The 10,112-nt window shown below is 68.4% G+C and carries 10 protein-coding genes; 8 read left to right on the plus strand and 2 right to left on the minus strand.

Annotated elements, in window-relative coordinates; translation table 11 throughout:
- Positions 1-3: 3 nt before the first annotated feature.
- From OXF11_11155 to OXF11_11185, 7 genes are all read left to right on the plus strand, one after another.
- Complete coding sequence (locus OXF11_11155; protein MCY4487655.1) at positions 4-1,359, plus strand: efflux RND transporter periplasmic adaptor subunit; 1,356 nt, start codon at positions 4-6, stop codon at positions 1,357-1,359.
- A gap of 7 nt (positions 1,360-1,366) precedes the next feature.
- Positions 1,367-4,495, plus strand: coding sequence for an efflux RND transporter permease subunit (locus OXF11_11160; protein ID MCY4487656.1), 3,129 nt, complete (start codon positions 1,367-1,369; stop codon positions 4,493-4,495).
- A 113-nt stretch (positions 4,496-4,608) separates the two neighbouring features.
- Entirely contained in the window at positions 4,609-4,959 is a 351-nt protein-coding gene (locus tag OXF11_11165) for a lipocalin-like domain-containing protein (GenBank protein ID MCY4487657.1), read from the plus strand.
- Between the two features lie 2 nt (positions 4,960-4,961).
- A complete protein-coding gene (locus tag OXF11_11170; protein MCY4487658.1) occupies positions 4,962-6,059 on the plus strand; it encodes a 4-oxalomesaconate tautomerase in 1,098 nt (365 codons plus the stop codon).
- A gap of 16 nt (positions 6,060-6,075) precedes the next feature.
- Positions 6,076-7,248 carry a threonine synthase gene (locus OXF11_11175; GenBank protein ID MCY4487659.1) on the plus strand — a complete coding sequence of 391 codons (1,173 nt, stop codon included), beginning with the start codon at positions 6,076-6,078 and terminating at the stop codon, positions 7,246-7,248.
- Positions 7,245-7,964, plus strand: coding sequence for a DUF72 domain-containing protein (locus tag OXF11_11180; GenBank protein MCY4487660.1), 720 nt, complete (start codon positions 7,245-7,247; stop codon positions 7,962-7,964). Before OXF11_11175 ends, OXF11_11180 begins: the two co-directional genes overlap by 4 nt.
- Positions 7,961-8,782, plus strand: a complete 822-nt coding sequence (locus OXF11_11185; protein ID MCY4487661.1) for a polysaccharide deacetylase family protein — start codon at positions 7,961-7,963, stop codon at positions 8,780-8,782. Before OXF11_11180 ends, OXF11_11185 begins: the two co-directional genes overlap by 4 nt.
- A gap of 89 nt (positions 8,783-8,871) precedes the next feature.
- On the opposite strand, the gene OXF11_11190 is transcribed toward OXF11_11185, so the two are convergent.
- Positions 8,872-9,144, minus strand: coding sequence for an OsmC family protein (locus OXF11_11190; protein MCY4487662.1), 273 nt, complete (start codon positions 9,142-9,144; stop codon positions 8,872-8,874).
- Positions 9,145-9,165: 21 nt separating this feature from the next.
- Positions 9,166-9,447, minus strand: a complete 282-nt coding sequence (locus OXF11_11195) for a hypothetical protein (GenBank protein MCY4487663.1) — start codon at positions 9,445-9,447, stop codon at positions 9,166-9,168.
- 179 nt (positions 9,448-9,626) lie between these two features.
- Between OXF11_11195 and OXF11_11200 the strand changes: the two genes are divergently transcribed.
- The coding region (locus OXF11_11200; protein MCY4487664.1) for a UbiD family decarboxylase at positions 9,627-10,112 on the plus strand (486 nt) is incomplete at its 3' end.

Raw genomic sequence — 10,112 nt, forward strand, 5'->3', positions numbered from 1 at the left:
TCCATGGTCAGATTCCTCAAGAAGCTGCTCTTCTGGATACCCGTCGGCCTCGGCGTTCTGGCGGTGGTGTACGCGGTCCGTTCGCGGGAGGCGCCGACGCGGACCGAGCCCGAGGAACGGACCACGGCCGTGCGCGTGGTGGAGGCCGTTTCCGTGGGCGTGGTGCCGCGGGCCGTGGGGCACGGCAGCGTCAAGCCCGGAAGGGTGTGGGATGCCGTGAGCGAGGTCAGCGGCACGGTGGTGTACCGGCATCCGGAGCTGCAACGGGGGGCTACCCTGGCCGCCGGCACCGAGCTTCTGCGCATCGACCCCACGGACTACCGTCACGCGGTAGCCGAGATCGAAGCCAACATACGCGCCGCCGACTCCCAGCTCGCCTTGTTGGATGTGCGCGCGGTGAACACGAAACGTTCCCTTGCCATCGAGGAACGGAACCTGGCGTTGGGCCGCAAGCAGTTCGAGCGTACGCGGGAGCTGCTGCGCCGCGGCGCGGTGTCCCAGTCCGACGCCGACCGCGAGGAGCGTTCGGTGCTGGCGGGCGAACAGGCGGTGCAGAATCTCCGCAACGCCGTCAGGCTGCTGCCCGCCGAACGCGCGGCGCAGCAGGCGCAACGGGACCGGCTCAAGTCCCAGTTGGAGACGGCCCGGCGCAACCTGGACCGCACCACCGTGGTGGCGCCGTTCACCTGCCGCATCGCCGCGGTGAACGTGGAGTTGGCCCAGTTTGCCGCCAAGGGTCAGGTGCTTGTGGAAGCCGACAGCGTCGACGTGGCCGAGGTCATCGCCCAGGTGCCCATGAGCGAGGTGCTGGCGCTGTTGCAATCGCGCGTCGGGCCGGCACTGGAATTGGGCACGGCGATGCCGCGGCTGCGCGAGGAGTTGCAGGCCATCGTGCGCCTGCACTCGGGCGATGTCGCCATCGAGTGGCCGGCGCGTTTCTCGCGGATGAGCGACACCGTGGATCCTCGTACCCGTACGGTGGGCGTCATCGTCGCGGTGGACCAACCCTACCGGCGAGCCCAGCAGGGCCGAAGCCCGCCACTGGTCAAGAACATGTACGTCGAGGTGGAGCTCCGAGGGCCGCCTCGGCCCGGCGCGGTGGTGATTCCGCGCACGGCCCTGCGGGCCGGTCAGGTCCACGTGGTGGGGCCGGAGAACCGGCTGGAGTTCCGCGCGGTGGAGGCAGGCTTCACCCAGGCCAATTTCGTGGTGCTGCGCTCGGGACTCGAACCCGGCGAGCTCGTGGTGGTCTCCGACTTGCCCTTCGCCGCCGAGGGCATGCTGCTGAGGCCGGAGCCGGACCCGGAGGTGGCGGCCGCCCTGGTGGCCGAGGCCACCGGCGTCGCGCCGATGCGGTGACACGCGCATGGTCCGTTTCTTCGCCGGCCACCCCACGGCGGCCAACCTCCTCATGCTCGGGTTCATCCTTTTGGGTCTCGTCTTCGCGGGAACCGTGAAGCGCGAGACGTTTCCGGACGTCCCGGCCGATACCGTCGAGGTGCGGGTGCCGTGGCCCGGGGCCGCGGCCGCGGACGTGGAGCAGGGCATTTGTCTCAAGCTGGAGACCGCCGCGGACAGCGTGGACGAGCGCGAGGAGACCCGTTGCGAGGCGCGGGAAGGGGTGGCGGTGGCCAAGCTGGTCATGCGCGAAGGCGCCGATCTCGCACGCTTCCTGGAGGACGTCAAGAGCGAGGTGGACGGTATTCGGGACTTTCCCGCGGACGCCGAGGCGCCGGTGGTGCGTCAACTCGGCCGCGTGGACCTGGTGGCGTCCATCGCCGTGACCGGGCCGTTGCAACAGGAGGGACTCAAGGCCTACGCGGAACGCATGAAGGACGACCTGCTGGCCATTCCGGGCGTGGCGCGGGTGCAACTCCAGGGCTTCTCCCAGCGGCAGATCCGCATCGAGGTGCCGGCGTCCACCATGCGCCAGTTCGGTCTCAGCGTGCGCGATCTGGCCGATGCGGTGGAACGCCAGAGCGTGATGCTGCCGGCGGGGTCGGTGCAGGCGCGGGACTCGACGGTGCTCATCCGTTTCGATGACGAACGGCGCATGCCGCGCACGTTCGAAGAACTGGTGGTGGTGGCCTCGGCAAGCGGCGCGGTGATCCGGCTGGGAGATGTCGCCAACATCACCGACCGGTTCGAGCGCGCCGAGGAAAAGAACATCTTCAACGGCCGGCGGGCGGCCTTTCTCATGGTGGAAAAGGGGCGCGCCGACGACACCCTGGAAGTCATCGGTGCGGTCAGGGCCTATCTCGATGAGCAAAGGGCGCTGGCGCCGCCGGGCATGGTCTTCGAGATCACCCGCGACGTGTCGTCCATCGTGCGCGACCGTCTCACCATGCTGTTGCGGAACGGCGCCCAGGGCCTCGTGCTGGTGTTCCTGGTCATGTGGCTGTTCTTCGGGCTGCGCTACTCCTTCTGGGTGGCCGCGGGCCTCCCGGTGGCGTTCATGGGCACCATCGCGGGGATGGCGGCCATCGGCTACTCGTTCGACATGGTCACGATGGTGGCCCTGCTCATCGCCGTCGGCCTGATGATGGACGACGCCATCGTCATCGCCGAGAACATCGCGCGCCACCGCGCCGCGGGACGCTCCGTCATGGAGGCGGCGGTGGAAGGTACCCGGGAGGTGGCCCCGGGGGTTTTGGCGTCGTTCCTCACGACCATCGGCGTGTTCGGCGCCCTGGCGTTCCTGCGCGGCAACATCGGCGCCGTGATGGGGGTGTTGCCGGTGGTGCTGATCCTCACGTTGTCCTTCAGCCTGGTGGAGGCATTCCTGATCCTGCCGCATCACCTTCTGGGGACGTTGCGCGCCACGGGGGATGCACCGCCTCCCAGGATACGGGTCCTGTTCGACGCCGGCCTGGCGCGCTTCACGGAAGGGTTCGTCGGGCGTCTGGTGGACGCGGCGGTGTCCTGGCGCTACCTCACCGTGGGCGTCATCGCCGGCCTGTTTCTCGTGTCCGTGTCCGTCATGGTCGGCGGTGTGCTGAAGTTCAGGCTCTTTCCCGACATCGAGGGCAATGTCATCGAGGTGCGCTTGCTGCTTTCCCAGGGGACGCCGCTGGCTCGCACCGAGGCCGTGGTGGAACAGGTGGTGGCCGCCGTCCGGTCCGTGGACGAGGCCTACGCGAGCGGGCGGCCGGGCGGCAACAGGATGGTGCGGAACGTGGGGGTGCAGTTCAGTCGCAACCGCGAGGCCGGCGAGTCGGGTGAACATCTGGCCACCGTCACCGTGGACCTGGTGGGGCCCGACGCCCGCTACGCGTCGCTGGACGAGATCATGGACCGGTGGCGCGCGCGGGTGGGCATGCCGCCGGACGTCATCGCGTTGACCTTTGGCGAACCGCAAGTGGGGCCGGGGGGAAGAGCCATCGACATTCGCCTGGTGGGGGAGGACGTGGCCTCGTTGAAGGCGGCGGCCACGGAGCTGCGGGAGTGGCTGCGCGGGTACGGCGGCGTTTTCGACCTGACCGACGATCTGCGTCTGGGCAAGCCGGAGCTGCGCGTGCGCCTGCGCGAAGGCGCGCTGGCTTTGGGGGTGACGGCGGCCGAGGTGGCGCGCCAGCTTCGCGCGGCGTTCCAGGGGCGCCGCGCGGGCGAGTTCCAGGTCGGGACCGAGGACTACGAAATCGACGTCCGGCTGTACCAACGGGACCGGGACAGTCTTGCGGACCTCGCCCGCTTCACCGTCACCCTGCCCGCCGGCGAGCAGGTGCCGTTGCATGCCGTGGCGTCGCTGCGCTCGGAGCGCGGTTACAGCCGCATCCACCGCGTGGACGGCCGCCGGGCGGTAACCATCCAGGGCGACATCGATCCGGAGCGGGCCAACGCCGCGGAGATCATCGCCGACACCCAGGCGCGTTTCGCACCCGGTCTGCTGGCGCGCTATCCGGGCGTGCGCATTGAGCTGGAGGGGCAGGCGGGCGAGTCGGCCGAGACCGGTTCGTCGCTCGGGCGGAACTTCATGGTGGGGCTCGCGGCCATCTTCCTCCTTCTGAGCTTCCAGTTCCGCGGCTACGTCGAGCCCTTGGTGATCATGGCGTCCATTCCCGTGGGTCTCGTGGGGGTGGTCGTCGGCCACCTCGCCTTGGGTCTCGATCTATCCATGCCCAGCCTCGTGGGCTTCGTCTCCCTTGCCGGCGTGGTGGTCAACAACGCCATCGTGCTGGTGACCTTCATCAAGATCCGCCGCGCCGGTGGCGAGTCCGCGGAGGCCGCCGCGCGCGGCGCCGCCCGGCAACGTTTCCGCGCCGTGCTGCTGACTTCGCTGACCACGGTGGCGGGGGTGCTGCCCTTGCTGATGGAGACGAGCCTCCAGGCCCAGGTGCTGATCCCGCTGGTGACCAGCCTCGCCTTCGGCCTTGGCGCGTCCACGTTCCAGGTGTTGTTTCTCGTGCCCGCGCTTTATTGCATCGTGGACGACTACGGCGGCACGGTGGCGGTCGAGGCCGCCGTGGAGCCGGAGGCCGTGACACCGGCGCCGTAGCCCGCGGTTCCGGCCGCGGAGCGGTTGCCGCCGGTATGATGGATCGGGACTTCCTGGAGTTGAAGTCCCGGCACTGCGCACTATATCCTGAGGTCATGACATATCGAGAGCGCATGACAGGAACGTGGCGTCTGCACGAGTTCCGCTTCACCGACGCCGACGGCAACACCGGATCGGGTGAAGACGCGCCCGTGGTGGGCCGCATGGAGTACACCGCCGACGGCCACATGGCCACCGCCACCCGGCGGCCCGACGGCACCTATTTCAGCTACTTCGGGGAGTTCGAGCTCCAGGGCGACGTGGTGCTGCACCACATCGAGTTCGGCCACGATCCCCGGCTCGACGGCACCACTACCCGGCGGGAGGTGTCTTTCGAGGGGGAGCGGCTGGTATTGACCGCGGCGCCCCCGGTCATGGGCGGACCGGGCAGCCGGGCCTCGCTCATCTGGGAAAGGATATCCTGACCATGGCAAGACAGACCGCGATTCCCTGTACGATGATGCGCGGCGGCACCTCGCGCGGGCCGTACTTCCTGGCCGGCGACCTGCCGGCCGACGAGGCCACGCGCGACGAGGTGCTGTTGGCGGCCATGGGCTCCCCCGACCAGCGCCAGATCGACGGCGTGGGCGGCGCCACGACCCTCACCAGCAAGGTCGCCATCGTGTCGCCGTCGGACCACTCCTGGGCGGACGTGGACTACCTCTTCGCACAGGTGTCGGTGGACAAGGCGCTGGTCGACTACAGCCCCACCTGCGGCAACATGCTGGCGGGCATCGGCCCCTTCGCCATCGAGCACGGAATCGTGCCCTCGGACGATCCCCGGACCGTCGTGAACATCCGCAACGTGAACACGGACTCGCTCATCGAGGCGGTGGTGGAGACTCCCGAAGGGTACGTCGAGTACGACGGCGCCACCGCCATCGACGGGGTCCCGGGCACGGCGGCGCCCATCCTGCTGAACTTCATGGACGTCATCGGCTCCAAGACCGGGGCGCTCTTCCCAACCGGGCAGCGCAGGGAAGTCATCGAAGGCGTGGAGGTGAGTTGCGTGGACGTGGCCATGCCCATGGTGCTGACCACGGCCGCGAGCATGGGCATCCGCGGCGACGAGGGCAAGGCCGAGCTGGACGCCAACCGGGAGTTGCTGGAGAAGCTGGAAGCCGTCCGGGTCGTGGCCGGCGAGAAGATGGGGCTGGGCGACGTGCGCGGCAAGGTCATTCCCAAGTTCGGCATCCTCTCCCGGCCGCGTCATGGCGGCACGCTCACGTCGCGCTACTTCGTGCCCACGGACTGCCACGCGGCCCACGCGGTGTCCGGCGCCATCTGCGTCGGGAGCTGCGCCCTGGTGCCCGGCACCGTCGCCGACGGCATCGCGGAGACCAAGGGCGGCTTCTCCGAGATGGTGGAGATCGAGCATCCCAGCGGGTCCATCACCGTGGCGTTCGAGCTGAGCGGCGTCGGCGACGACTTCGCGCTGACCAAGGCGGGCGTGGTGCGCACCACCCGCAAGCTCTTCCAGGGACAGATCTACGTGCCCGGGCGGGTGTGGAGCCCGCGCCTGTAGGCAGGCGGGGTGCTTCATGTACGTGACCTTTCTCGAATGCTCGCGTTGCGGAACGCGGCATGAACGCCGGCAGCTTCACAACCTCTGCCGCGAATGCGCCAAGCCGCTGCTGGTGCGTTACGACCTGGCGCGGGCGGGCGGGACCCTGACGCGCGAGAGCCTGCGGAAGCGGGTGGCGAGTCTGTGGCGCTACCGCGAGGTGCTGCCGGTCATGGACGACGCGGCGGTCACCACGCTGGGGGAGGGGTGGACGCCGCTGGCCCATGCCCGCCGGCTCGGTGAGCGGCTGGGCATGAGCCGGCTCCATCTCAAGGACGAGTCCTCGAACCCCACCGGATCCTTCAAGGCGCGCGGCATGACCGCGGCGGTGTCCATGGCCCTGGAACTGGGGGCGGAGCGCCTGGCGGTGCCGTCGGCGGGGAATGCCGCCGGGGCGCTGGCGGCGTACGCAGCCAAGGCGGGCTTGGCGGCGCACATCTATATGCCGCGGGACGCGCCGCCCGTGAACATCGTGGAGTGCCGGCAGTACGGCGCCGACGTGGTCCTGGTGGACGGCTTCATCAACGACTGCGGGCGCATCATCGGGGAGAAGAAGGAGCGCGAGGGCTGGTTCGACGTGTCGACCCTGAAGGAGCCCTACCGGATCGAGGGCAAGACGACAATGGGCTACGAGCTGGCAGAGCAGATGGACTGGACGCTGCCGGACGTGCTGCTGTACCCTACGGGCGGCGGCACCGGCCTCATCGGCATGTGGAAGGCCTTCGACGAAATGGAAGAGCTGGGCTGGATCGACTCGCGGCGCCCGCGCATGGTCTCGATCCAGGCCGAGGGGTGCGCGCCCATCGTCGAGGCGTTCGAGGCCGGCGCGGACGCGGCGGAGGCGGTGACCCAGCCGGCCACCGTGGCCGCGGGCCTGCGCGTGCCCGTGGCCATCGGCGACTTCATGATCCTGCGCATCGTGCGGGAGAGCGGCGGTTGCGCCGTGAGCGTGTCCGACGCCGAAATCCTGGAGGACGTGCGCGAGATCGGCGCCACCGAGGGCATCTTCGTGGCGCCGGAAAGCGCCGCCTGTCTGGCGGCCCTGCGCCGATTGCTGGAACAGGGCACGGTGGGCCGGGACGAGCGGGTGGTGCTGATGATCACCGGCTCCGGGCTCAAGTACCCGCACCTTTGGAGCGAGCCTTCTTGAAGACCCTCGTGGGCACCAGCGGCTACGCCTACAAGCCGTGGAAGGGCAAGTTCTATCCGGCGCGACTGCCGGACAAGGAGATGCTGCCGTTCTACGCCGAGCGTTTCGGCACGGTGGAGATCAACCATACCTTCTATCGCATGCCCGCGGACCCGGTGCTGGCGCGCTGGTGCGAGCAGGTGCCGGAGGACTTCTCCTTTTCCGTGAAGGCGTCCCGCGCCATCACCCACCACGCGCGCCTCAAGGAGGCCGCGGACGCGGTGGCGTTCCTGTTCCAGCGGCTGGAGACCCTGGGCTCCAGGCTTGGGCCGGTGCTGTTCCAGTTGCCGCCCAACATGCGGCTGGACCTGCCGCGCCTTCAGGCCTTCCTCGCCGTGCTGCCCCAGGGGCGCCCGGTGGCCATGGAGTTCCGCCACATCTCGTGGTTCGACGAGACGGTCTTCGAGACCCTGCGGGAGCGCGACGTGGCCCTGTGCGTGGCCGACGGCGAACTGAAGGAAGAGGCTCCGTTCGTGTCCACGGCGAGTTGGGGCTATCTTCGTCTGCGGGCCGTGGAATACACCGACGCGGCCATCGGCGCGTGGGCGGAGCGGGTGCGCGGGCAGGAATGGGCGCGGGCGTACGTGTTCTTCAAGCATGAGGACGAGGCCACGGGTCCGCGGCTGGCGCGGCGGTTCATCGAGATGATGGGAGAGCGACAGGGAAGGGGAACATGACATTGACAACCATCGAGAAATGGCCTGACGACGCGAAAGTGGCGGTCCTGGTGACGCCGATGTTCGAGACCTGGTCCGTGGGCAAGGCGCCGTCCTATTCGCCCATGTCCTCGCCGCTCAAGCCCGGCGTGGTGGACCGGCTCGGAGTCTCCTGGTCCGAATACGGCGGGCGCACCGGAGTCTGGCGCTTCATGAAGATCTTCCGGGAGTTCGATGTGCCGGCCACGGTGTGCGTGAGCGGGCGCTCGGCGGAGATGTTCCCGGAGGCGGTCAAGGCGTTGCACGACAACGGGCACGAACTGGCGGGCCATTCGTACACCCAGGACACCTTCCTCACCGATCTTTCGGCGGAGGAGGAGCAGGCGGTGATCGGGCGCTGCTTCGATCTCATCCAAGGTGTGGCGGGCGTGCGGCCGGTGGGTTGGCTGAGTCCGCGGGCGACGCCCACGGAGCACACCGCTGGGTTTCTGGCGGAGGCCGGGTGCGTCTGGCACGGCGATTACAACGACACCGACGTGCCCTACCGCATGGCCACCGGCTCGGGGGACATCGTGGCCATCCCTCACAGCGACTTCGCGGACAACCGGGTGCTGCGGGGCAGTCCGCGCGACTTCCTCAACGTCTACAAGGACACCTTCGACTTCCTGTACCGGTCCGACGCCCCGGAGATGATCAACCTCACGGTTCACGCGCACTTCGGCGGCCGGCCCATGATCGCCGCCGTGCTGACCGAGATCCTCCGCTACATGAAGGGTTTCTCCCGGGTCTGGTTCGCGCGCCACGACGAGGTGGCGCGCTGGGTGTTGGAGCAGGGGTAGGGAGTCTATCGCCGACGCCCGCGAAGGGTCATTCCCGCGAAAGCTTGTCCTCGACCTCGATCGGGGACGGGAAGCCAGGAGGCGTGGGGCTACCCCAGCGGTATGTCCACGCCGTTGAGGGTCAGCTCCGGCACCACCTCCACCGGGCGCCGCAGGGTGTTGGTGGCGTAGCAGGAACGTTCCAGCGCCTCGGTGAACTCGACGATACGCTCCTGGCTGTCCGGGCTTTGCAGATCGAGACGGTACACGAGCCGGGTGCACGCCGACGGCACGTCCGACAGCCCGAACTTGCCCTTCTGGTCGAACTCGCCGCGCACCGACATCTCGGCGCGCTCGATGCGGATGTCCATGAATGACGCCAACTGCGTCACCTGGCTGAGCATTCAGAACCCGATGGACGCGATAAAGTACTGGAGCGGGGCCGCACCCTTGCCGGTGCCGCCGCGCGATTCCGGCTCGTCGCACAGGATGGTGTAACCTTCCGATGTCCTGGCTTCCTTCAGGTGGTCGTTGACCAGGCGGATGCGCGCCTCGTGCACCGTGACCGCCTTGGCCGGATCCTCCCGGTAGAGTTTCTGGCGGCGCTCGAAGAGGGCCTTGTGGTGGCTGTAGTCGATAGAGCAGCAGCCGGGATCGTCGAGTTCGCGTTCTTCGTCGATGGCCATGTATCCTCCGTTTCCGTTGTGTCGGCCTCCGTTTCTTCGCCCGAAAGCATGCGCGTGTCAAGCAGGGGAAGGGGCCGGGCCCGAGTCTCCTAAACAACAGACGGGATTTTGATTAGACTTGAATGTGGCGCGAGGGACGGAACGCGCGCCGTCCGAAATTCCCGAGTAACAGGTGACCTATGCCGCAGGACCTTGGAAGCTATCTGGAGTTGGTGGAATCGAAGGACGAGTTGGTCAGAATCGCCGATCCCGTGGACCCGCGCTACGAGGTGAGCGCGCTTGTGGCGAAGCTGGCACGCGAACGGCGGCGCCGTCCGGTGCTCCTGCTGGAGAACGTCAAGGGCAGCGCGCTTCCGGTGGTGACCAACCTCCATGCGAGCCGGCGGCGTATGGCATTGGCCATGAACACCGAGCCGCGGGAGGTCCAGCGGGCGTTCCTCAATGCCATGGAGCGCCCGCTGGCGCCGGTGGTGGTGGACGGCGGGCCGGTCAAGGAGGTGGTGCATACGGGTGCCGACGTCGACCTGCTGGCGCTGCCGCAGATCGTCCACCATGGCGCGGACGCCGGGCCCTACATCACCGCGGCTATCTCGTTCGCGAAGGATCCGGAGGACGGCACCTGGAACTGCGCCTACAACCGCCTGATGATCATGGGGAAGGACCGG

Source organism: Deltaproteobacteria bacterium (assembly GCA_026712905.1).
In the GTDB taxonomy this organism is placed as follows: Bacteria; Desulfobacterota; Binatia; order UBA9968; family JAJDTQ01; genus JAJDTQ01.